Origin of the sequence: Nesterenkonia sandarakina (assembly GCF_003003175.1) — a bacterium.
Lineage (GTDB): Bacteria > Actinomycetota > Actinomycetes > Actinomycetales > Micrococcaceae > Nesterenkonia > Nesterenkonia sandarakina_A.
The window spans coordinates 104430-125985 of the sequence record NZ_PVTY01000005.1 but is presented as its reverse complement, the minus strand read 5'-3'; the positions used below and the strand labels follow the sequence as shown (position 1 = coordinate 125985).

18 protein-coding genes are annotated in these 21556 nt (G+C 69.7%); 13 read left to right on the top strand and 5 right to left on the bottom strand.

Annotated elements, in window-relative coordinates:
- Positions 1-5 precede the first annotated feature (5 nt).
- Positions 6-338, bottom strand: coding sequence for a metal-sensitive transcriptional regulator (locus BCL67_RS05565; RefSeq protein WP_106122461.1), 333 nt, complete (start codon positions 336-338; stop codon positions 6-8).
- Positions 339-456: 118 nt separating this feature from the next.
- On the opposite strand from BCL67_RS05565, the gene BCL67_RS05560 reads away from it, so the two are divergent.
- From BCL67_RS05560 to BCL67_RS05525, 8 genes are all read left to right on the top strand, one after another.
- A complete protein-coding gene (locus BCL67_RS05560; RefSeq protein ID WP_106122460.1) occupies positions 457-678 on the top strand; it encodes a heavy-metal-associated domain-containing protein in 222 nt (73 codons plus the stop codon).
- A 38-nt stretch (positions 679-716) separates the two neighbouring features.
- The gene (locus BCL67_RS05555; RefSeq protein ID WP_106122546.1) at positions 717-3014 is read left to right on the top strand and encodes a heavy metal translocating P-type ATPase; all 2298 of its coding nucleotides are present in this window, start codon (positions 717-719) and stop codon (positions 3012-3014) included.
- A 59-nt stretch (positions 3015-3073) separates the two neighbouring features.
- Positions 3074-3943 (top strand): PhzF family phenazine biosynthesis protein, encoded by an 870-nt coding sequence (locus BCL67_RS05550; protein WP_106122459.1) that lies wholly within the window; start codon positions 3074-3076, stop codon positions 3941-3943.
- A complete protein-coding gene (locus BCL67_RS05545) occupies positions 3940-4476 on the top strand; it encodes a DUF1648 domain-containing protein (protein WP_106122458.1) in 537 nt (178 codons plus the stop codon). Before BCL67_RS05550 ends, BCL67_RS05545 begins: the two co-directional genes overlap by 4 nt.
- Positions 4469-5065: a GNAT family N-acetyltransferase gene (locus tag BCL67_RS05540; protein WP_106122457.1), complete on the top strand. Its 597-nt coding sequence runs from the start codon at positions 4469-4471 to the stop codon at positions 5063-5065. The genes BCL67_RS05545 and BCL67_RS05540 overlap by 8 nt, the downstream gene beginning before the upstream one ends.
- A gap of 97 nt (positions 5066-5162) precedes the next feature.
- The gene (locus BCL67_RS05535) at positions 5163-6620 is read left to right on the top strand and encodes an HNH endonuclease signature motif containing protein (protein WP_106122456.1); all 1458 of its coding nucleotides are present in this window, start codon (positions 5163-5165) and stop codon (positions 6618-6620) included.
- 64 nt (positions 6621-6684) lie between these two features.
- On the top strand, positions 6685-7476 hold the full coding sequence (locus BCL67_RS05530) for an ABC transporter ATP-binding protein (protein ID WP_106122455.1): 792 nt from the start codon (positions 6685-6687) through the stop codon (positions 7474-7476).
- Between the two features lie 81 nt (positions 7477-7557).
- Positions 7558-8115 (top strand): dihydrofolate reductase family protein, encoded by a 558-nt coding sequence (locus BCL67_RS05525; RefSeq protein ID WP_106122454.1) that lies wholly within the window; start codon positions 7558-7560, stop codon positions 8113-8115.
- A gap of 21 nt (positions 8116-8136) precedes the next feature.
- Here the strand turns inward: BCL67_RS05525 and BCL67_RS05520 are convergent, their stop codons facing one another.
- Complete coding sequence (locus BCL67_RS05520; protein ID WP_106122453.1) at positions 8137-9558, bottom strand: GntR family transcriptional regulator; 1422 nt, start codon at positions 9556-9558, stop codon at positions 8137-8139.
- Positions 9559-9765: 207 nt separating this feature from the next.
- Here BCL67_RS05520 and BCL67_RS05515 point away from each other — a divergent pair, with 207 nt between their 5' ends.
- Positions 9766-13395, top strand: coding sequence for a bifunctional proline dehydrogenase/L-glutamate gamma-semialdehyde dehydrogenase (locus BCL67_RS05515; RefSeq protein WP_106122452.1), 3630 nt, complete (start codon positions 9766-9768; stop codon positions 13393-13395).
- A gap of 25 nt (positions 13396-13420) precedes the next feature.
- Here the strand turns inward: BCL67_RS05515 and BCL67_RS05510 are convergent, their stop codons facing one another.
- The gene (locus BCL67_RS05510; protein WP_106122451.1) at positions 13421-14863 is read right to left on the bottom strand and encodes a M14 family zinc carboxypeptidase; all 1443 of its coding nucleotides are present in this window, start codon (positions 14861-14863) and stop codon (positions 13421-13423) included.
- A 49-nt stretch (positions 14864-14912) separates the two neighbouring features.
- On the opposite strand from BCL67_RS05510, the gene BCL67_RS05505 reads away from it, so the two are divergent.
- Entirely contained in the window at positions 14913-15629 is a 717-nt protein-coding gene (locus tag BCL67_RS05505) for an FMN-binding negative transcriptional regulator (RefSeq protein WP_106122450.1), read from the top strand.
- The gene (locus BCL67_RS05500) at positions 15626-17221 is read left to right on the top strand and encodes an amidohydrolase (RefSeq protein WP_106122449.1); all 1596 of its coding nucleotides are present in this window, start codon (positions 15626-15628) and stop codon (positions 17219-17221) included. Before BCL67_RS05505 ends, BCL67_RS05500 begins: the two co-directional genes overlap by 4 nt.
- 50 nt (positions 17222-17271) lie before the next feature.
- Here the strand turns inward: BCL67_RS05500 and BCL67_RS05495 are convergent, their stop codons facing one another.
- Together BCL67_RS05495 and BCL67_RS05490 are read right to left on the bottom strand one after the other, a co-directional pair.
- Complete coding sequence (locus tag BCL67_RS05495; protein WP_181255897.1) at positions 17272-18345, bottom strand: FecCD family ABC transporter permease; 1074 nt, start codon at positions 18343-18345, stop codon at positions 17272-17274.
- Positions 18342-19412, bottom strand: coding sequence for a FecCD family ABC transporter permease (locus BCL67_RS05490; protein ID WP_106122448.1), 1071 nt, complete (start codon positions 19410-19412; stop codon positions 18342-18344). The genes BCL67_RS05495 and BCL67_RS05490 overlap by 4 nt, the downstream gene beginning before the upstream one ends.
- Before the next feature lie 118 nt (positions 19413-19530).
- On the opposite strand from BCL67_RS05490, the gene BCL67_RS05485 reads away from it, so the two are divergent.
- Together BCL67_RS05485 and BCL67_RS05480 are read left to right on the top strand one after the other, a co-directional pair.
- Positions 19531-20553: an iron-siderophore ABC transporter substrate-binding protein gene (locus BCL67_RS05485; protein WP_106122447.1), complete on the top strand. Its 1023-nt coding sequence runs from the start codon at positions 19531-19533 to the stop codon at positions 20551-20553.
- Positions 20550-21548: a siderophore-interacting protein gene (locus tag BCL67_RS05480; RefSeq protein WP_106122446.1), complete on the top strand. Its 999-nt coding sequence runs from the start codon at positions 20550-20552 to the stop codon at positions 21546-21548. Before BCL67_RS05485 ends, BCL67_RS05480 begins: the two co-directional genes overlap by 4 nt.
- Positions 21549-21556: the final 8 nt, after the last annotated feature.

Below are 21556 nucleotides of genomic sequence, written 5' to 3'. Positions count from 1 at the left end.
CAAGCTCAGGACTTCACGAGCCGGCGGATGGCGGCGGTGGCCTCCTGGAGCTTCGCCTCGCCCTCGTCCCCGCCGGCTGCCACCGCGTCGGCCACGCAGTGCCGCAGGTGATCCTCCAGCAGCGCCATGGCGACGTTCTCCAGGGCAGCCGTGGTCGCGCTGATCTGGGTGAGGATGTCGATGCAATAGGTGTCCTCGTCCACCATCCGGTGGATCCCGCGAGCCTGCCCCTCGATCCGGCGCAGCCGCGACAGGTACTTGTCCTTCTGCGTCATGTATCCGTGGTGATGTTCATGAGCCTGTGTCTCGGCGGTGGTGTCCAGCGCTGCGTCGTCCATGGATCCTCCTCAGGTGGCCAGGGCAACCACTATATGAGCCGTCTTCCCTAAATATACCCTGAGGGGGTATATTTGCGAGTGTTCCTGCACCACCGATTCATCGCTCGAGGAGCCCATCATGACTGAGACCCGCCGATACAGCGTCACCGGAATGTCCTGCGGCCACTGCGAAGGCGCCGTCCGGGCAGAGGTGGAGCAGCTCCCCGGCGTCACGGGCCTTCAGGTCAGCGCCGAGACGGGACGACTGGAGATCGCGGTGACGGACAGTGCGGCGCTCACCGATGAGGCCGTGCTCGCCGCCGTGGATGAGGCGGGCTACGACGCTGTGCGTGCGTCGTGAGCTCAGCTGGCAGCCGCATCGACCTCGAGATCGGTGGGATGACCTGCGCCGCCTGCGCCCAGCGGATCGAACGGCGGCTCAACAAGCTCGACGGGGTCACCGCCACCGTGAACTACGCCACCGAGAAGGCTGCGGTGCAGCTGGCGGGTCCGGTCGCCCTCGACGAAGCCGCCCATGACACAGCTGCACGCGACGCCGCCGTCGCGCAGCTCATCGCGGCAGTGGAGAAGACCGGATACAGCGCGCAGGAGCCGGCGCCGCTCACCGAGGAGCCCTCCGCCGCCGGCCCGGCGGCGCGGGAACTGGTGGGGCTGCGTCGTCGTCTGCTGATCTCCGCCATGCTCACCGTGCCCGTGGTGCTCCTCGCCATGATCCCGGCGCTGCAGTTCCCCTGGTGGAACTGGGTCTCGCTGGCGCTGACCCTGCCGGTGGTGCTCTGGGCCGGATGGCCCTTCCACCGCGCCGCGGCGCTGAACGCCCGCGCCGGCGCGGCCACCATGGACACGCTCATCTCGCTGGGCACGCTCGCGGCCCTGCTCTGGTCGCTCTACGCGATGATCTTCGGCGCCGCCGGCGACCCGCAGCTGCGCCATGAGTTCGTGTTCTTCACCGAGCCGCCCTGGGCGGCCGGGGCTGCGCACCAGATGGGTGCCGCCAACATCTACTTCGAGGTGGCCGCCGCGGTGACCGTCTTTCTGCTGCTGGGCCGGTACTTCGAGAAGCGCTCGAAGTCCCGGGCGGGCCAGGCGCTGCGCTCGCTGCTGAACATGGGCGTCAAGGAGGTCGCGGTGCTGCGCGACGGCGACGAGGTGCTCATTCCGGTCCGCCAGCTCGCCGTGGGGGACGAGTTCATCGTGCGCCCCGGCGAGAAGATCGCCACCGACGGCACCGTGGTCACCGGCGCATCTGCGGTGGACATGTCGATGCTCACCGGTGAATCTGTGCCGGTGGAGGTCGCCGAGGGTGACAGCGTCACCGGCGCCACGATGAACTCCTCCGGTCGGCTGATCGTCCGCGCCGCCCGGGTCGGAGCCGACACCCAGCTGGCCCAGATGGCTCGGCTGGTGGAGGAGGCGCAGTCGGGCAAGGCGCACGTCCAGCGGCTGGCCGACCGGATCTCCGGGATCTTCGTGCCGATCGTGCTGATCATCTCGCTGCTCACGCTGCTGCTCTGGCTCCTCCTCGGGCCGTCGGCAGAGTTCGCATTCACCGCCGCGGTCGCGGTGCTGATCATCGCCTGCCCCTGCGCGCTCGGGCTGGCCACCCCCACCGCGCTGCTGGTGGGCACCGGCCGCGGCGCGCAGCTGGGCATCCTGATCCGAGGCCCCGAGGTCCTCGAGGCCTCGCGCGGCATCGACACCGTGGTCCTGGACAAGACCGGCACGGTGACCACGGGCGCGATGAAGCTGGCCGCGATGCACTCGGCCCGGGCATGGTCGCTGCGCAACGACCAGAACGCCACCGACGACGACGCCGAGCTGCTCCGGCTCGCCGGGGCGCTGGAGGCGGCCTCCGAGCACCCGATCGCGCGCGCCGTGACCAATGCGGCCCGCGAGACCCTCGGCTCGACCTCGGGAAAGCTCCCGGCGGTGAGTGACTTCATGAACCATCAGGGCTACGGGGTCTCAGGAGTGATCTCGGGGCAGACCGTGATGGTGGGTCGCCGCAAGCTGCTGCGCCAGCAGGGGATCGACCTCCCGGACGAGGTGGCCGGGCTGCTGGCCCAGGCCGAGTCACAGGGATCCACCCCGGTGCTGGTCGCAGTGGACGGTGACTTCGCCGGAGTGCTGATCGTCTCGGACGCGGTCAAGGACACCTCGGCCGAGGCGGTCGCCCGGTTCGCCGCGATGGGTCTCTCTACGGTGCTGCTGACCGGGGACAACGCCGGCGCCGCCGATCGAGTGGCCGCGGAGGTCGGCATCGAGGAGGTCATCGCCGAGGCGCTGCCACAGGACAAGGTGGCGGCGATCATCCGGCTCCAGGAGCAGGGTCGGACCGTGGCGATGGTCGGCGACGGCGTCAACGACGCGGCCGCGCTCGCCCAGGCCGATCTCGGCATCGCCATGGGCACGGGCACCGATGTCGCGATGAACGCCGCCGGCATCACCGTGATGCGGGGTGACCTGCGGTCGGTCGCCGACTCCCTGGCGCTCTCGCGTCGGACCCTGCGGGTGATCAAGTCCAACCTGTTCTGGGCCTTCGGCTACAACGTGGCCGCCATCCCGCTGGCCGCACTGGGTCTGCTGAATCCGATGCTGGCCGGCGCCGCGATGGTCTTCTCCTCGCTCTCGGTCCTCGGCAACAGCCTGCGCCTGCGTGGATTCAAAGGCGTCTGAGCAGGGGTCCAGGCGGCATCAGGGTCCCGGACCGCCTGAGGACTGTCTAAGATGAGCCCATGTTGAAGCCATTTCGCCAGGTCGACGTCTTCGGTGACGCGCCATTCATGGGCAACCCGGTCGCAGTGATCGCCGAGGCCGAGGGTCTCAGTGACGAACAGATGCGGACCATCTCACGCTGGACGAATCTCTCCGAGTGCACCTTCCTGCTGCCGCCGACCACTCCGGAGGCGGACTACCGGGTGCGGATCTTCGCCCTGGACAAGGAGCTGCCCTTCGCCGGACACCCCACCCTGGGCTCGGCAAGGGCCTGGCTGGACCTCGGGAATGAGCCGAGATCGGCCGGCGTCGTCGTCCAGGCGTGTGAGGTGGGACTGGTGCCGGTCCAGATCGGGGAACAGACGCTGTCCTTCGGCGCTCCCGGGCGGGTGCGTTCCGGACCGATCCCGAAGGCTGCGCGCCAGATGCTCACCGACGCGCTCGGCCTGGCGCCTGCGCAGGTGATCGATGCCGCGTGGGTGGACAACGGACCCGGCTGGGTCGCGCTGCTGCTCGACAGCGCCGAGACGGTGCTCGGGGTGACCCCGGACCTGAGCCGGATCACTGATCCGGAATACCAGTTCGTGGGCGTGGCGGCGCTGCAGCCCGAGGGTGCCGACACCGATCTCGAAGTGCGCGCGTTCTTCCCTGATGACACCGGGGCGCTGCGCGAGGACCCGGTCACCGGCAGCCTGAACGCCTCGGTCGCCCAGTGGCTGGAGTACTCCGGCAAGATGACCCCGCCCTATGTGGCCAGCCAGGGCACGGTGCTGCAGCGCCGCGGCCGGATCCACATCGAGGGCGAGGGTGAGGCGCTGTGGGTCGGCGGCCGGACGGACGTCGTGCTCAGCGGAACCATCGAGGTGGGGGAGCCGACGGCGTCGGTGTGACCCCGGAGCGCGGCACCGCGCTGACTGCTGGCCGGCTCGCACTCGCCGTCGGGCTGATCGTCTACGCGGCGACGCTGGTCTGGATCGCGCTCACCGGCCCGGATCCGCTGCCCGCGCACCTCGGCGCCGCCGGCGAACCCACCCGCTGGGAGTCCAAGGCCTGGGTCATCGGCGTTCAGGCGATCATCGGGGTGGTGCTGCTGGCGGTGGTGCTCGGCTGTCGCGCGCTCGCGTCTCGGGCGAGTCCGGAGCTGCTGTCGCTTCCGTCCGCTCCAGCCAAGGAGTACTGGACGACGCCGCAGCGACGCGGCGAGCTGAATCGGCGGCTGAACTCGGATCTCGAGCTGATCTTCGGACTGACCTTTCTGCTGGTGAGCTGGGTGGCAGCTGGTCTGGTGCGCGCCGCGGACGGGTCCGGGGATCCCACGCTGACCGTGGCGATCCTGGTCTACGCCGCCTTGTTGGTGGCGGTCACGCTGGTGATGTTCAACGGTCAGCGGTACCGGGCTCCGGAGGGCTGGACGCATGACTGACCGCCCAGTGCCCGGGGCGTCATACCCGGCGATCCGGGAACCGCGTCTCGAGGACGCCGACCGGATCGCGGCGGTCCATGTGGCCACCTGGCAGGAGACCTACACGGATCTGCTTCCTGAGGGGTTCTTCACCGAGGATCACGCGCGCATGCGCCGTGAGATGTGGACGCGGATCCTCACCGCCCCGCGGGAGGAGTGGACCATCCGCGTGGCAGAGTCCGACGGCGCGATCATCGGCTTCGCGATGGCGGGTCCGGTCCAGGAGGCGGCTGCGCCGGCTGCCCCTGTGGACTCTGCGCCGCCGGCGCCGCCGGCGCGCGAGCTCTCCACGCTCTATGTCCTGCGCAGCCATCACGGCACGGGCGCAGGTCAGGCGTTGCTGGATGCGACGATCGGGGCTGTGGCGCCTCCGGCACCTGGGTCTCCACCCGCACCGGCACCGGCACCGGCACCCGTCAGTCTCTGGGTTGCAGAACAGAATCCGCGGGCTTTGGCCTTCTATCGGCGCAACGGCTTCCGCCGCGACGGGGCGGAGAAGCAGGACCCTGGTGCCCCGGCCATCACCGACGTCCGGATGGTGCGGCCCTGACGCCGTGCGCCATCAACTGTGGTCTGACTCCAAATGCGATCAAATCGATACCGATGAAACCATTGATATCCAGTCGATTCGAAGGTATATTCGAATCATGCAGGTTGCACTCACTGATCCGAATGCAGAGCCGCTGCGGGAGTCCCAGCGGCAGCTGAATCGGGGCCAGGCCGAGCAGCTGAGGCTGCTGGTGGGCTACGTGGAGTCCTTCCTGCGGGAGCTCGAGATGACCGAGCCTGAGCTCATGCGCACCACCCGTGGACGCGCGACCGCCGAGTCGGCGGCCATCATGAATGCCGCGGAGGCATTGGGGGCAAGTGAGGGCCACGTCCACACGCAGTACCAGCAGGCCTGCTTCGCTCGGCAGCACCTGCCACAGGTTTGGGGCGCCGTGCGTGCCGGAGATGTTCCTGTCCGTTCCCTGGTCCGCGTCATCTCCGCCGCCGAACGGCTCGTCTCGCCGGTCCACCGCGAACGCCTCGACGTCGCCGCTGCGGACTACGCGCTGACGCACCGCCCCGCGCGGCTGAATGTCTGGCTGAACCGTCATGTGGCGCGCACCGAGCCTGATCAGCAGCTTCATCGGTGTCGGCGCAGCCATACGGAACGCCGGGTCTGGCTGGAGCACCTGGAGGACGGAGTCAGCCTCCTGCACGCCATGCTGCCCACCCTCACTGCAGAGGCCATCAAGAACCGGCTCGTGGACGTCGCGCGGAGCCCGAAGCAGGATGTTCCCTACGACCCCTGCGTCGAACGGCCTGCTGCGGAGACCTCTGACGCCCCGGCTGAGCCACAGAGCGGGTTCGACTGGCTCGGCCTTCCGAGTGAGGAATCAACTCTCGGTCCTGATGGCGGTCCTGATGGCGGTTCGGGGTGGAGGTCGGACCGCTCAGGAGCAGCGGTTGCCGCCGCAGCGTGCCCGGCCGGGCCAGTATCCGGGCCTGCCGGCGGGGCATCACTCGGGGCCGGTCCGACGCCGACGAACCGAGAAGCGGGAGACCTCAGGACGCAGGCCCAGCGGGAGGCGGACCTCGTCGCAAACTGGCTCCTGAACGGGCAGACCGATTCGAGGACCCCGATCAACGCGCACGTCGGAATCCTGATCGAGCCGGAGACCCTTCTGGACGATTCGGATCGACCCGCCATCAGTCGCAATCGTCGGCACGCCTATCCTGCCGAGATGATCCGGCGAATCATCCTCAGCGAGGAGCATCAGATCACCTGGACTCGGGTGCCGATCCCGGAAGTCAGATCCGATCCGCCCGCCGCGACCCACGCGCCCTCGGCCGAGGCACTCGACCCGCTCCATCGGGTCTACCAGAGCCGCTTCGTGCCCAAGCTGCTTCGCCGGGCCATCGAGTTCCGTGATGGAACCTGCCAGGTTCCCGGCTGCATGGTCGCCGCCGAGCACTGCGACATCGATCATCAGATTCCATGGCCGCACGGTGAGACCACGGCCGCTAACCTGTGGGCGCTGTGCCGCAAACATCATCGGCTCAAGACCGCGGGATTTCTGGATGTCCCGCATGATCGACCGCCCCCGACGAACCCGTAAGCTGGGCAGTCACTGCCGCCCCTCCGGCATCCCCGGTGGGAAGCTCGCCGCTACGAAGGACCCCATGACCGACGAATACCGGCTTTCCGCCGCCAGCCTGACCTCAGGGTATGAGGAGCGGCAGGTGCTCGAAGACCTGACCATCCGGATTCCGGACGGATCCTTCACGGTCATCATGGGCCCCAATGCCTGCGGGAAGTCCACCCTCCTGCGCAGTCTGGCCCGGCTGATCAAGCCCACCGGCGGACAGGTCCTGCTCGACGGGGAATCCATCTTCAACATGCCCACCAAGGAGCTCGCCCGCACGGTGGGGCTGCTTCCGCAGTCCGCGATCGCGCCGGACGGGATCACCGTCTTCGACCTGGTCTCCCGGGGACGTCATCCGCACCAGCACATGTTCAAACGCTGGGGCCACGACGACGAGGCCGCCGTGCGCTCTGCGCTGGAGAACACTGGGATGACCCAGCTCGCCAGCCGTGAGGTCGATGCCCTCTCCGGGGGCCAGCGTCAGCGAGCGTGGATCGCGATGGCGCTCGCCCAGGAGACCCCGCTGCTGCTGCTCGATGAGCCGACCACCTACCTCGACATCGCGCATCAGATCGAGATCCTCGAACTCTGCTCTCGCCTCCAGCGGGAGGGTCGCACCCTGGTCGCCGTGCTCCATGACATCAACCAGGTGCTGCGCTACGCCACCCACATCGTGGCGATGAAGGACGGCCGGATTGCCGCCGAGGGAACCGCCGAGCAGGTCGGCACCGAGGCCACGATCCGCAGCGTCTTCGGCGTCGACTCCCTCGTCATCGAAGACCCCGAGACCGGCAAGCCGCTGATGATCCCCAAGGCCCCGGTGCACTGAGCCTTCCGTCCCGCATTGCGGGCGTGTGACACTGCTGCGCAGCGGAGATGGACGCGCGGGAGCAAGCCTCAGGAGGGCGCAGTGGGGAATCTCATCTATTTCATGCTGGTCTCAGCCGATGGCTACGTCGCCGACCAGTCGGGCGACTTCCAGTGGGGTGAGCCCGATGAGGAAGTCATGGAAGCCATCAATGATCAGACCCGCGAGATCGGCACGTACCTCTACGGGCGGAAGATCTATGAGCTGATGAGCGTCTGGGAGACGGATCCCTCGCTGGCCGAGGGGTCCGTGCAGTCGGCTGAGTTCGCCAAGATCTGGACCGCCGCCGAGAAGATCGTCTACTCCACGACGCTCACCGAGGCCACCACCACGCGCACCAGGATCGAGCAGGAATTCGACCCTGCCGAGGTTCAGCGGATCAAGGACGCCAGCGCCGCGGATCTCACGATCGAGGGTCCCACCCTCGCCGCCCATGCGCTGCGCCACGGACTCGTCGACGAGATCCACATGCTGGTCTGCCCCCTGGTGCTCGGTGGCGGCCTGTCCATGCTGCCGGAGCTGAGGATCGAGCTGACTCTGCGCGACGAACACCGATTCTGCAATGGAATGGTGCAGCTGAGCTACGACGTGAGGCGCTGAAGGCCAGGATCTGTCAGCGAGTCAGCGACTCAGCCGTGACCACAGCTCGGCGTCGAAGGACTCCGGAGCCAGCGCCGACATGTGCCGCACCGCGTTGTCGAGCTTCAGCCGCCAGGAGCGCACCGCCGCCTCGGCGTCTCCGGCGAGCACCGCGGTGAGGATGCGTCGATCGTCGCTCACGATGCGCTCCACTGCGGGGCTGTAGTCGAGGCGCAGCACGGCGATGAACATCCGCACCCGCAGCGTCAGTGCGTGGAACGCGCGGGCGGACTGGCTCAGCCCCGAGGCCTCCGCCAGCTCCTGCTGAAACTGCAGATCCGCCAGTCCGGCGTCGGACCGGGTGCCCTGAGTCGCCGCGGCCTCCACGGCGCCCAGCGCAAGTCTGACCGGGAGCATCTGGTGCCGAGGCTGCACCGCGCAGGCTCGCAGCAGCACCATGCCGAGGTGCAGTCGGGCGGCATAGAGATCGACGACGTCGGCCACGGTGACCGCGGGGACCCTGAAGCTGCCCTGATCGGAGTCCAGCAGGCCGTCATCGACCAATCGGCTCATCGCAGAGCGCACAGTGCTGCGACTGAGGCCCAGGCGGTCACCGAGCACGTTGGGGGAGAGGCGGTCTCCCGCGCGGAAGCCTGAATTGGTGATCTCCCGGCGCAGCGCGATCGCGATCTGCTCGGTCACCGAGAGCTCGACCTGGGAGAACCAGCGGTTTCGTGGCGAGCGTTCCAGGTCGGCGGGCGGTGCAACATCTTCACTGGATGAGTCAGAAATGTGGGCGCTTTTCGGGAGGCCGCGCCGCCACTGCGTGCCATGAAGGCCTCGTCCAGCACGTCGGGCCAGCAGGTCGAGCAGATCCCCGGGGATGGCGTCGACAGTGGGTGCGCAGCGGCTCAGAAGTCCGGCGGTCCGGTCCAGGAACTGCTCCCAGTCCGGGTCATGGGCGTCCCAGCAGGCGCTCAGCGGGCCGGGGACGAAGGGCTCGGCCTCCGCAGACGCCGCGTCGCCGGCATCGCGGATCCGCCACCGAGCCGCCTCCGAGGCGTGGAGCGACGCCATCAGAGCGGTGGCTCGACGGCGAGCTGCGGTGCTCTGCGACGTGGCTGCGGCCTGGGTGCCGGGTGGCGCGGCCACCGGGGTGAAGTGCAGCCAGATCTGTGGGAACCGGACGTGGACCTCGGCCAGGACCAGCGCGCCCGGATCGCCGGCAGCCACATCGTCGCCGGCAGGCACGTCGTCACCTGCGCCCGCCGCGTCCGGACGTGCTCGTCGGATGCGCCGGCAGGCGCGGCTGACCAGGGTCTGACTCAGTCCGGTGAGTTCGGCGATGCGCCGGGTGGAGAAGTCCGGAGTGCTGACCCGCGCCCCGGCGGTGGCCAGGACCGCCGCGACGATGTCGTCTGCCGCGTCCTGGATGCGCGGGCGGCCTCGGCCGGTGGTCTCCATACCCGTCAGTATCCTCGATTTATGACTCAGATGGTATCGAGGTGGCCGGTCATACGATGCCCAACAGGTGTGTGTCGCCACACACTGGGAATCAGCAGTCCGAGCACCCGGCCAGCTGAACCCGCATCCTGCGGGACATACCCCCGCGTGAACACCCCCGCGGGAAACATCTCTGCGTGAAATATCGCCGTGTGAAATGAGGCCCCGATGTCCACTCTGAACACCGCCGAGCTCACCGACCTCTCCGAGGCCGCGGTCTCCAAGGTCACCCGCTGGCTGCAGCGCGGCACCCACGCCTCGGGCGCGAGTGGCACGGGCTCGAGCAGGAAGCCCAGCAAGAACCACGCCGCCGCGGAGAAATCGGCGCAGCGCCTCTCCGCCGTGCTCTCCCACCCCAACGGTCTGGACTTCACCGTCGGATTCGTGGACCGGGTCATCCGCACCGAGGACACCAAGGCCGCCGCCTCCGCACTCGCAGAGCTGGGCGGACTCGCCCCCGACACGCTCTCCGCGTTGGACCGGGCCCAGATCCGCGCCGGAAGCACGCTGGCCAAGACGCTGCCCGACGTCGTCGTCCCGGCAGCTCGGGCGCGGATGCGCTCCATGGTCGGGCACATGGTCGTCGACGCCCGGGACAAGCCCTTCGGCAAGGCAGTGGCTGCCATCAAGCAGGACGGCCACCGGCTGAACATCAATCTCCTCGGCGAGGCGGTGCTCGGCGAGGCCGAGGCGGACAAGCATCTGCAGGACACGCTCGAGCTGCTGCGTCGCGACGACGTGGACTACGTCTCGATCAAGGTCTCCTCGATCGCCTCGCAGATCTCCATGTGGGGCTTCGAGCAGACCGTCGACTACGTGGTCGCCCGACTGGTCCCGATGTACCAGGAGGCCGCCAAGGCTCCAGCCGGCTCGAAGTTCATCAACCTGGACATGGAGGAATACCGCGACCTCAACCTGACCATCGCGGTGTTCAAGACCCTGCTCTCCCGCCCGGAGCTGAAGCACTACGAGGGCGGCATCGTGCTGCAGGCCTACCTGCCGGACGCGCTCGGCGCGACCCAGGAGCTCGCTGAGTTCGCCAACGCGCGCGTCGCCGCCGGCGGAGCCGGAATCAAGATCCGCCTGGTCAAGGGCGCGAACCTGGCCGTGGAGAAGGTCCACGGCGAGATCGCCGGCTGGCCGCAGGTCACCTGTGAGTCCAAGGAGGCCACCGACGCGAACTACAAGCTGGTCCTGCACTGGCTGCTCACCGCCGAGAACATGGCAGGGGTGCGCATCGGCGTGGCCGGACACAACCTCTTCGACATCGCGTTCGCCCATCTGCTCGGGGTCCAGCGCGGCGTCAGTCACCGGCTCGAGTTCGAGATGCTCCAGGGCATGGCCACCGAGCAGGCCGAGGCGGTCAGCGCCGACGTCGGCCAGCTGCTGCTCTACGTGCCGGCCGTTCGCCCCGCCGAGTTCGACGTGGCGATCTCCTACCTGGTCCGTCGACTCGAGGAGAACGCGGCCAGCGAGAACTTCATGTCTGGCATCTTCGAGCTGGAGGTCGACGAATCCGGCCGCGGCAGCGAGGTCTTCGAGCGCGAGGCGCAGCGCTTCCGCGGCTCGCTCGCGCTGCTGGAGGAGATCCTCGCCAAGCACGGACACACCGCGCCCAGCCCGCAGCACACCCAGGACCGCGCGGCCGAAGAAGCCTCCGGAGCACAAGAAGGCACTGATGCAGCTGTGTTCGACGGACCAGCCCTCCCGCCCTTCGTGAACGAGCCCGACACCGATCCAGCGCTGCCGGCGAACCAGCGCTGGGCCGCGGATGCGATAGCTCGCGCCTCCCAGCCGGGCTGGCTCGAGGGTCAGTCGCTGCCGGAGAAGATCGGCGGCGACCGCATCGACGAGCTGGTCGCCCAGGCCCGCGCGGCGGCCGAGCCGTGGGCGGCGCGCCCCGCCGTCGAACGCGCCCGCATCCTCTACCGGGCGGCGGACATCCTCGCCGCGCGTCGTGGACGCCTGGTCTCGATAGCCGCCGCCGAGGTCGGCAAGTCGGTGGCGCAGACGGATCCGGAGATCTCCGAGGCGATCGACTTCGCCCGGTACTACGCGCACAGCGCGCTGGAGATCGAGCAGGTCGAACACGCCCGATTCATCCCGGACCGCCTGGTGCTGATCACCCCGCCGTGGAACTTCCCGCTCGCCATCCCGGCCGGCGGCACCTTCGCGGCGCTCGCCGCGGGTGCCGCGGTGATCCACAAGCCGTCGAACCACACCCCGCACTGTTCGATGGCGATCCTGGACGCGCTCTGGGACGCCGGAGTGCCGCGCGAGGTGCTGCACGGGGTCTACCCCTTCGAGGGAGAGGACGGCAGGCGCCTGGTCTCCCACGACGGGATCGACCGGGTGATCCTCACCGGCGCCTCGGAGACCGCCGCGATGTTCCGCTCCTGGAAGCCCTCGCTGGCCATCAATGCGGAGACCTCCGGCAAGAACGCCCTGGTCATCACGCCTTCGGCCGACCGCGACCTCGCCGTGGCCGACCTGGTCACCTCGGCCTTCGGCCACGCCGGGCAGAAGTGCTCCGCCGCCTCGCTGGGCATCCTGGTCGGCAGCGTCTATGACTCCGAGCGGTTCCGCCGCCAGCTGGTCGACGCCGCCTCCTCGATGATCGTGGACTGGCCGAGCAGCCTGGCCGCCACGGTCGGCCCGCTGACCGAGGAGCCCAGCGAGAAGCTGCACCGTGCGCTCACGACCCTCGAGCCAGGGGAATCCTGGCTTCTGGAGCCGAAGCAGCTCGACGACACGGGCCTGCTGTGGTCCCCCGGGATCAAGGACGGCGTGAAGCCAGGGTCCTTCTTCCACCTCACCGAGGTCTTCGGTCCGGTGCTGGGGCTGATGTCCGCCAGCGACCTGGATGAGGCGATCACCGCCCAGAACCAGGTCGACTTCGGCCTCACCGGCGGCATCCACTCACTCGAGACCGCCGAGGTCCAGACCTGGCTCGACAGGGTTCAAGTAGGAAACGCCTATGTCAATCGCGGCATCACCGGGGCCATCGTCCAGCGCCAGTCCTTCGGCGGCTGGAAGCAGTCCTCAGTGGGTCTGGGGTCCAAGGCCGGTGGCCCCAACTACGTCATGCTCTTCGGCCGCTGGGAAGATGACTTGGTGGGCACCGCCGCCCAGGCCACAGGTGTCGCCGGAGCAGGGCTCGAGGAGACCGTGGCCAAGCTGATGGAGTCAGCCATCGGCTCGGGGATCGTCTCCGGGGCGGATCGCGCCTGGCTCTCCGCCGCAGCCGCGGACGACCAGCGCTGGTGGGAGACCGAGTTCGGTCGGCCCACGGATCGCACCGGTCTGGGCAGCGAAGCCAACATCTTCCGCTACCTCGGCGAAGACGTGCTGCTGCGCGTCGGCGTCGACGCCACCGCGGCTCAGGTGCTGCGCGCGCTGATCGCCGCGCAGCGCGCCGGGGCCCAGGTGAGCATCTCCGCGTACCCGAAGCTGCCGCCTGCCACCGCGAAGGCGTTGGAACTGGGACGCAAGACATGCAGGCTCACGGTCACTCAGGAGACCACGGGACAGTTCTCCGCTGCCCTGGCCGCCGGTGAGCATGACCGCGGCGTCGGGGTGCGGGTCCGCATGCTGGGCACTGTGGACGCCGAGCTGCGCACGCGGCTCGCGGACCGCCCCGAGGTGGCGCTGATCGCTGATGAGGTCACCGCCTCCGGCCGCGTCGAGCTGCGCTACTGGCTCAAGGAACAGGCCGTGTCGATGACCCTGCACCGCTTCGGGAACCCGGCGCGGGACTTCCACCGGCTGGCCGGGGAGCTCAGGCAGCCGGTGGGCTGACGCCGGCGGCCGGGACTGGTGCGGGTCACCCGCCCTGGCGGATGCGCAATGTATGCGCCGCCAGGGCGAGGACCGCGCCGAACTGCAGCCCGGCTGCGTCCTTGATCGGGATGGGCTCGAGGTCCTGCTCCTGCGCGGATGCCTCAGCCATCCACTCGGCATAGATCGGGGAGAGCTCCTCGGCCAGGCTGGCGGCCCCGAGTTCACTCAGCGCGCGCAGAAACATGCCGCCGAAGCGCAGCCGCAGCATGTGCAGGATGCCCTGCAGCCCGTGGAGCTCGGCCACCGTCGCCTCCCGCTGACAGGCCGGATCCTCGGCCCGGGCACGTTGGGACTCTGCGGCCTGGCCCAGCAGCGGCAGGAACGCCCGGCTGGCCCGCAGCAGCGGCGGCTCGGCTGCCTGCGCCGTCTCCGTGGCCGGGGCCAGGCGACCCAGCAGCGCCATCAGCAGCTCGCCGGAGGCGCTCAGCGCGGCCGCCTGGTCCTTCAGCGCGGCCGCGTAGTGCTGCCCGGAAGGGCTGATGTCGTCGGCGAGCAGATGCTTCCACTGCGGCATCTCAGCCACCATCGAGAGCGTGCCGTGGCTGCGCGCGTAGCCGGTGGAGGACTCCCCGGTGGACCCCTCGGGGAACGGGTCCAGTCCCAGGGCCTCCACCCAGTCGTAGGCCTCCTCCAGGGTGCCCATGGCGAAGATCCCGGGGGAGAGGACCCTGAAGTGTGCCGCCTCGGGCTCCCCGCGGTGCAGCGGGATGCCCATCGCGGCGGGCAGCTCGCTGAGCAGACCGAGCAGCGGGTCGACCTGGGGAGAGAGGCCGGTAGCGAGCGAGTCGGAGAGGTAGTAGTAGGCCCCGCCCGACTCTGCGTTGTGCAGCGGCATGTAGAAGTCGGGCCGGGTCAGATCGATGGCGCGCTGCAGCGCGCGGGTCTCGGGCAGCATCGCGTCGAAGTGCGCCCGCTTGTAGCGGAACGGGAAGGTCCACTCCACCTGCTCCGGGCCGGCCGGGCGGTAGAAGTTCTGGAAGTACAGCTCACGGTCCTCCGGCGCGTGGAACCAACCCTCGTTGAGCCGCATCGAATCCGGATCCGCGCAGGGCAGGAAGTGCCAGCTGCTGGCCAGGGACCGATGCAGCCCGCCGTCGGCGAGCAGCTGGGCGGCCAGGTGCAGCATGGTCCAGGACCCGATCGGCTCATTCGGGTGCACCCCGCCGGCGAGCAGCCCGGAGAGCGTCGCCGGAGCGTCAGCGTCGAGACCGCCGATCGAGTACAGCAGGATCGGCTCCCCGGCCCGGGAATGCCCGAGCTCCGTCACGCTCACCTGCTCCGGGTGCTGCGCGGCCAGCGCGGCGAAGGCCCCGTGCAGCTCATCCACTCCGGGGTAGTGCTGCGCTGCGGGCAGTCCTGCCGCCCGGTCGATGATCTCCGCGCTGGTCAGCGGCTCCAGGGCGGTGAGTCCGCTGGTGTGAGTCAAGGCGGTCCTTCCACTTGGTGCGTTCGAGGCAGCTCCCTATCCTAGTTGGATGCGCCACAACCCGGATTACGCCCTCGAGGACCTCGAGGCCATCAAGGACCTGATCACCGCGCACCCCTGGTGCACCTTCGTGGGGCACACCCCGGCGGGCCTGGTCGCCTCGCACTACCCGGTGATCCTGGAAGAGCAGGCCGACGACGACGACGCGCTCGTCCTGCTCAGCCACGTGGGTCGGCCCGATGAGGCCAAGCTCGGGCTGGGTGGCGCGGGCGGGTCCGAGCCGAGTGAGCTTCTCGCCATCATCCAGGGGCCGCACGGCTACATCTCGCCGAGCTGGTACGGCTACCGCCCCAACGTGCCCACCTGGAACTTCGCCGCCGCGCACCTCTACGGCGTGCCCGAGGTGCTCTCCGATGCCGAGAACCTGGAGGTGCTGCACCGTCTGGTGGCGCACTTCGAGATCCCGCTGCCGGACCCGCACCTGCTCGACGCCACCGACGAGAACAGCGACTACGCCCGGCGGATCGTGCGCGGAACCGTGGGGTTCCGGCTGCGCGTCACCCGCTTCGAGGCCAAGGAGAAGATGAGCCAGGACAAGCCCATGGAATCAGTGCGCCAGATCATCGAGGAGCTTCGCGGCGACGGCCCCTATGCTGATCCGGCACTGGCGGACCGGATGGCCCGCGTGAACGCGGCAGGGCTGGACGATTTGGCGCTGAAGGACCCTGCTCTGAAGAACTCCTCCCCGAAGGAGGCTGCGCGATGAGCGCTGAAGCCCTGGTCCTGCGCAATGTCCGCTTCCCCGGCGGTGGCGGCTCCGCCGGCGGCTCCGCTGCCGGATCGCTCGACGCATCCGGCCAGGCGCTGCACGATGTGCAGCTGCGCGATGGTCGCATCTCTGCGATCACACCAGCGGGTCAGGGTGCGCGGCTGGGCGGCGCCGATTCACTGCGCGCCGATTCCCTGGACGCCGCCGGCCGCTTCCTGATCCCCGGGCTGTGGGACCATCATGTCCACTTCACCCAGTGGGTGATCGCCCAGCGACGGCTCGACCTCGCCGCGACCACCAGTGCCGCAGAGGTGCTTCAGCTGGTGCGCGGGGCGCTGGCCGCCGATCCGTCGCTCGGGCAGGGAAGCGCGGAGGGCGCGGGCTCAGGCGTCGTCGGCTACGGGTTCCGGGACGGACTCTGGCCTGACCTGCCCTCGTTGAGCAGCCTGGATGAGGCCACCGGTTCGGTGCCGGTGGGGCTGATCAGCGGGGATCTGCACTGCATGTGGCTGAATTCGGCGCTGCAGTCCCGGCTGGGGGTCTCCACCGACGCCAGCGGGCTGCTGCGCGAGGCGGACTCCTTCGCGGTGATGGATCAGCTCCAGGACCCAGCCGCGCTGACCCCGGAGATCTACCGGCAGACCGCCGAGGCGGCTGCGCGCCGCGGGGTGGTGGGGATCGTGGACTTCGAGAACGCCGACAACATCTCGCAGTGGCCGATGCGCACCGCCGCCGGGGTGGATTCGCTGCGCGTGGAGGTCTCGGTGTGGCCCGATCGCCTGCAGTCGGCGCTGCTCTCTGGGATCTCCACCGGCGACGTGCTCGACGAGCAGGGTCTGGTGACCATGGGACCGCTGAAGGTCATCTCCGACGGGTCGCTGAACACCCGGACGGCCTGGTGCTGGGACCCCTACCCCGAGCTGGACCTGATGCACCCGCACAGCTGCGGCATGCAGACCGTGCCGATGGATGAGCTGCGCGAGGTCATGCGCCAGGCCCGCGACGGCGGGATCTCCGCTGCCATCCACGCGATCGGGGACCGGGCCAACAGCGCCGTGCTCGACGCCTTCGAAGCCCTGGCCATGCCGGGGGTGATCGAACACGCCCAGCTGCTGAGCTGGGCGGACATCCCGCGGTTCGCTCGGCTCGGACTCACCGCCAGCGTGCAGCCCGAACACGCCATGGATGACCGCGACGTGGCAGACGCCTACTGGGCCGGTCGCACCGACCGGGCCTTCCCGCTGGACGCGCTCACCCGCGCCGGGGTGCCGCTGCGGCTGGGATCCGATGCACCGGTCTCCGCACTGGACCCCTGGGTCGCCATCGCCGCGGCGGTCAGCCGAAGCCGCGACGGCCGCGAGCCGTGGCATCCGGAGCAGCGCCTGGACCCGGCGACCGCGCTCGCGGCAGCCACCCGCGGGGGGACCGGCGGGGTGAGTCACCAGGTCAGCGAGGGCGCCGTGGCGGATCTGGCGCTGGTGGAGAGCGATCCGCTCGCCGGCGCTGACCCCTCCGGCTCAGGCCTGCGGGAGATGGGCGTCTCCGCGACGCTGCTCGGCGGCCGGCTGACCCATGACGGGATCAGCTGAGCGGCTGCCTGCAGCGGTTCAGCACTGCAACGGGTCAGCACTGCAGCAGGTCAGCCCTTGCGCGCCTGGTAGGCCAGCAGCGCCGCCAGGTAGCCGCCGCCGAGCACCACGGTGACCATCCCGACCGGTATCGGCTGGGCGAGCGCCTGCTGCGCGATGATGTCCGAGCCGAGCAGCACCAGTGCGCCCATCAGCGCCGAGTTCACCAGCGGGATCCCCGGTGAACGGGCCAGCAGCCGGGCGATCTGCGGGGCGGCCAGCGCGACGAAGGCGATGGGCCCGGTGGCGGCGGTGACCAGCGCCGTGAGCAGCACCCCGATTCCGAGGATCGCCAGCCGGGTCGGCTCCACGCGCACGCCGTGCGAGGCCGCGACGTCGTCGCCGAGCTCCAGCTGGCGCAGCGGCCGCACCGAGATCAGCAGCAGCGGCAGCACCGCGATCACGATCGCGATGGCCGGAAGCACGGCGGACCAGCTGGTCAGCCCCAGCGAGCCGGCGCCCCAGATCGCCGCCCCCATCGCCGTCTCGGTCTGTGCGCGCAGCAGGATCCAGGAGTTCACAGCGTGCAGCGCCGCGGTGACGCCGATGCCGACCACGATCAGCCGGAACCCCTGCACGCCGTCACGGTAGGCCAGGAAATAGACCAGCAGGGCGGTGCCCAGCCCGCCGATCAGCGCGCCCACCGAGGTTCCGATCAGCCCGTCGGCCACGGTGACCCCGCCGATCCCGACCGTGGCGAGCAGCACCCCGGTGTAGGCGCCGGTGGAGAAGCCGATGATGTCGGGGGAGCCCAGCGGGTTGCGGGTCAGGGTCTGGAACAGCGCGCCGGAGAGCGCGAGTGCGGTGCCGAAGACCAGCGCGGCGGTGATCCGGGGCAGCCGCCATTCGAGCACCACGGTGGAGTCGAAGCCGCCGCCCCCGGCCAGCGCGGTGAGCACCTCGGCCGGGTTCAGCGGATAGTCGCCCAGGCCGAGCGCGATGATGCCCAGCACCGCGATCCCCAGGCACAGCCCGAGTCCGACCAGCCAGGACCTGACCGGACGGCGGGTGCGCCGGAAGCGCCGGCGGGCGCGGGGTGCTGGGGCGGCGGAGCTCCGAGGCTCAGGTCTCAGCGTCGCGGTCACAGCTTCAGAGCCTTGCGTCGGCGGATCAGCAGCACCAGCACCGGGGCGCCGATCAGCGCGCTGACCAGCCCGACCGGCATCTCTCCCGGCCAGACGATGAGTCGGGCGAGGATGTCGGCGGTGAGCATCAGGATCGGGCCGAAGATCATCGAGATCAGCAGCACCCAGCGCTGATCGGCCCCGGCGAAGAATCGCGCCGCATGAGGGACCATCAGCCCGATGAACGCGATCGGTCCGGCGATCGCTGCCGCGCCGCCGGCCAGGATCGTGATGGCCAGGATGCTGAGCACCCGGGTCTTCCAGAGCGAGACCCCGAGTGCGGCGGCCAGCTCATCGCCCAGCGCCAGGGTGTTCAGGCCTTTGCCCAGCGGCAGCGCCACGATCAGCGCGAGGAGCACCAGCGGCGCCACGGTGAGCGTGACGTCGAGTCCGCGGCCGGCGAGGATTCCAGCTTCCCAGACCTGCAGCGCGCCGAAGGTGCGGGGGTCCGCGATGCGCAGCGCCCCGATGATCCCGGAGAGCACCGCGGAGAGTGCGACGCCGGCGAGCACCATCCGCATCGGGTCCACCTTGCCCGAGGACATGCCGCCGATCAGCGCCACCGCGACCGTGGCGAAGAACGCACCGGCCAGGGCGAACCAGATATAGCCCAGCGGGGAGGTGATGCCGAAGCCGACGATCGCGATCGCCACTGCGAAGGCAGAACCCGCGGAGACTCCGAGCAGACCCGGTTCGGCCAGCGGGTTCCGGGTCAGCGACTGCATCAGCGCCCCGGCCACCGCCAGGGCGGCTCCCACGACGACGGCGGCCAGCGTGCGCGGCACGCGCAGCCCGAGCACGGCGTGCCGATCAGCGGCGCTGACCTCCCCGCCGCTGATGGCGGAGAAGATCGTGTCCAGCCCGATGCCGCGGCTGCCGATGCTGATGCTTGCCAGGCACAGGAGGCCCAGGACGACCAGGCCGAGCACCAGGGCCAGGGTGGTGCGCGGCGTGGAGCTGCGCCCCAGGGCATGCGGGTGGATCCCCGGGCGCCCTGGGCGTCTGAGCGTGCCTGATTCTGCCGTCATACAGGGATGAGTCTCGCCTTAGTGGGAAATGGATACTGTCTCGTGCTCTAATTTGATCTATTCTTGATGGGTGGTCAACAGGCCACCCTCACATCCTTTCATCACTAGGAGCATCCTCTTGCACGGATCTCGCCGTCTCGCCGGCCTCGCCCTCGGCACCGCCGCCGTCCTTCTCCTCTCGAGCTGTGCCGACTCCTCCGAGGAGGACACCGGCAGCACGGAGGACAGCGCCGGAGCCGAGGAAGCGACCCAGGACTCATCCGGCACCTACCCGGCGAGCGTGGAGACCGAGTTCGGCGAGGTCACCATCGAGGAGGCTCCCGAGCGCGTCGTCGCTCTGGGCTGGGGGGACGCGGAGGTCGCGCTGGACCTGGGTGTCGAGCCGGTCGGAGCGTCGGACTGGCTCGGTTTCGAGGCCCCCGACGGGATCGGACCCTGGGTGGAGAACACCTACACCGAATCCCCCGAGATGCTGGGCACGCTGGAGCTCTCCTATGAGGCGGTGGCGGCCCTCGAGCCGGACCTGATCCTGGATGTGCGCAGCTCCGGGGACCAGGAACGGTATGACCGGCTGAGCTCGATCGCGCCGACGGTCGGCGTGGCCCCCGGCGCAGCGAACTACCTGACCGAGTCCGAGGACCAGGTGCGCATGATCGCCGCGGCACTGGGCCAGCCGGAGGCGGGCGAGGAGATGCTCGCCGAGCAGGAGGAGGCCTTCGCGGCCGCGGTCGAGGAGAATCCCGAATGGGAGGGCCAGACCGCCACGGTGGCCTCCCGCACGGCCGAGGGATGGGGCGCCTACACCGCGGCCGACGGCCGGGTCGCCTTCATGGAGGACCTCGGCTTCGTGCAGAACCCCGAGATCGCCGAGCTCGGCGGTGAGGACGACTTCAGCGTGAGCATCTCCGATGAGCAGCTCGAGCTGCTCGACGCCGACCTGCTCGTCGGGTTCCCGATCTTCATCGAGGAGACCGAGATCACCGAGGACGCCGGCTGGATGAGCATTCCCGCGGTTGAGGACGGCCGCGAGCTGGTGGTCACCGGAGACCTCGCCAACGCCTTCTCGCTGGGCACCCCGGAGGCGCAGATCTACGCGCTCGATGAGCTCAGCGCCGAGCTCGAGGAGACGCTGGGTCAATGAGCCTGCGCTCAAGCCTCGCTGCGGCTCCCGTGGTCAACGACCCCGCCACGCTGAACCCGCAGCGCGCCTACTCCACCGTGGTCTCCCGGGTGCAGCGGCTGAGCCCGAACTACCTGCGCTTCACGCTCCAGGCCGAGGAGCTGCAGCACTTCCACACCGGCGGACTGGACCAGCGGATCAAGCTGCTGCTGCCCCGGGCCGACGGCACGCTTCCCGAGCTGGGGCTCTTCCAGGAGCCCCAGCCGGAGATGGCGCACTGGTACAACGCCTGGCGCCAGCTCCCGGAGGCGGAGCAGAACCCGATCCGGACCTACACGGTGCGCTCCATCCGGCCCTGGGAGCACCAGATCGACGTCGACTTCGTGGTCCACGGCACCGAAGGCCCGGCGTCGGCCTGGGCGATGCGCGCGGAGATCGGCGACGAGCTGGTCATCATCGGTCCCGACGGCCGCTCGGCCCGCGCCGGCGGCGGGATCGAGTTCAACCCGCACACCGCCCGCGACATCCTGCTCGCCGGGGATGAGACCGCGGTGCCCGCCATCTGCGCGATCCTGGAGATGCTGCCCGAACGGATCCACGGTGAGGCTTATCTGGAGATCCCCACCCGCGCCGACGCCCTGGACGTGGTCAACCGCTCCGGCGTCGAGATCTACTGGCTGCCCCGCGAGGGTGCGCCCCGCGGCGCGCCGCTGACCAGCGCGGTGCAGAACTGGGGTCGACGCCGCGGCGAGATCTTCGCGCAGCGGCGATCCTCCTGGCAGCCTGCCCGCGGAGAGCCGGTGGGTGCGCCCTCGGGTGCCGAGGACCTCGCCGAGCTAGGCGAAGGCGATCTGCTCTGGGAGGTCGGCGACGCCGACGGCTTCCGTGAGTACGCCTGGCTGGCCGGTGAGGCCGGAGTGATCACCGGGCTGCGCCGCCACCTGGTCAAAGATGTCGGACTCAGCCGCAAGCAGGTCTCCTTCATGGGCTACTGGAGACAGGGCCGCGCCAGCTGAGTCCGGCC

What these genes read in the sequence shown, in the direction of transcription:
- BCL67_RS05565 (WP_106122461.1), bottom strand. Translation starts at nt 338, where the DNA reads ATGGACGACGCAGCGCTGGACACCACCGCCGAGACACAGGCTCATGAA.
- BCL67_RS05560 (WP_106122460.1), top strand. Translation starts at nt 457, where the DNA reads ATGACTGAGACCCGCCGATACAGCGTCACCGGAATGTCCTGCGGCCAC.
- BCL67_RS05555 (WP_106122546.1), top strand. Translation starts at nt 717, where the DNA reads ATGACCTGCGCCGCCTGCGCCCAGCGGATCGAACGGCGGCTCAACAAG.
- BCL67_RS05550 (WP_106122459.1), top strand. Translation starts at nt 3,074, where the DNA reads ATGTTGAAGCCATTTCGCCAGGTCGACGTCTTCGGTGACGCGCCATTC.
- BCL67_RS05540 (WP_106122457.1), top strand. Translation starts at nt 4,469, where the DNA reads ATGACTGACCGCCCAGTGCCCGGGGCGTCATACCCGGCGATCCGGGAA.
- BCL67_RS05535 (WP_106122456.1), top strand. Translation starts at nt 5,163, where the DNA reads ATGCAGGTTGCACTCACTGATCCGAATGCAGAGCCGCTGCGGGAGTCC.
- BCL67_RS05530 (WP_106122455.1), top strand. Translation starts at nt 6,685, where the DNA reads ATGACCGACGAATACCGGCTTTCCGCCGCCAGCCTGACCTCAGGGTAT.
- BCL67_RS05520 (WP_106122453.1), bottom strand. Translation starts at nt 9,558, where the DNA reads ATGGAGACCACCGGCCGAGGCCGCCCGCGCATCCAGGACGCGGCAGAC.
- BCL67_RS05515 (WP_106122452.1), top strand. Translation starts at nt 9,766, where the DNA reads ATGTCCACTCTGAACACCGCCGAGCTCACCGACCTCTCCGAGGCCGCG.
- BCL67_RS05505 (WP_106122450.1), top strand. Translation starts at nt 14,913, where the DNA reads ATGCGCCACAACCCGGATTACGCCCTCGAGGACCTCGAGGCCATCAAG.
- BCL67_RS05500 (WP_106122449.1), top strand. Translation starts at nt 15,626, where the DNA reads ATGAGCGCTGAAGCCCTGGTCCTGCGCAATGTCCGCTTCCCCGGCGGT.
- BCL67_RS05490 (WP_106122448.1), bottom strand. Translation starts at nt 19,412, where the DNA reads ATGACGGCAGAATCAGGCACGCTCAGACGCCCAGGGCGCCCGGGGATC.
- BCL67_RS05480 (WP_106122446.1), top strand. Translation starts at nt 20,550, where the DNA reads ATGAGCCTGCGCTCAAGCCTCGCTGCGGCTCCCGTGGTCAACGACCCC.